This is a genomic window from Flavobacterium sp. FlaQc-28, from assembly GCF_044007415.1.
In the GTDB taxonomy this organism is placed as follows: domain Bacteria; phylum Bacteroidota; class Bacteroidia; order Flavobacteriales; family Flavobacteriaceae; genus Flavobacterium.
Map to the genome: position 1 here is coordinate 1 of NZ_JBIPCM010000041.1, position 243 is coordinate 243.

The 243-nt window shown below is 46.9% G+C and carries 1 protein-coding gene; it reads left to right on the top strand.

Annotation, left to right across the window (positions count from 1 at the left end; translation table 11 throughout):
• The coding region (locus tag ACHRVL_RS23100) for a hypothetical protein (protein ID WP_395415606.1) at window positions 1-243 on the top strand (243 nt) is incomplete at both ends.

Sequence of the window (243 nt, forward strand, 5' to 3'; positions counted from 1 at the left end):
TTGATGCTGTTTCGACAGTTTCAGTAACAGAGCAGGCGCAGCCAGATGCAGGAACAAACGGAACATTAACGATTTGTTCAGGCAGCACAGTAACATCAGGATCATTATTTGCAGCATTAGGCGGAAGTGCAGATGCAGGAGGAACTTGGTCTCCAGCTTTCGCAGGAGCAGGAACTTATACTTATACTGTGGCGGCTACAGCTCCATGTACTGTTGATGCTGTTTCGACAGTTTCAGTAACAG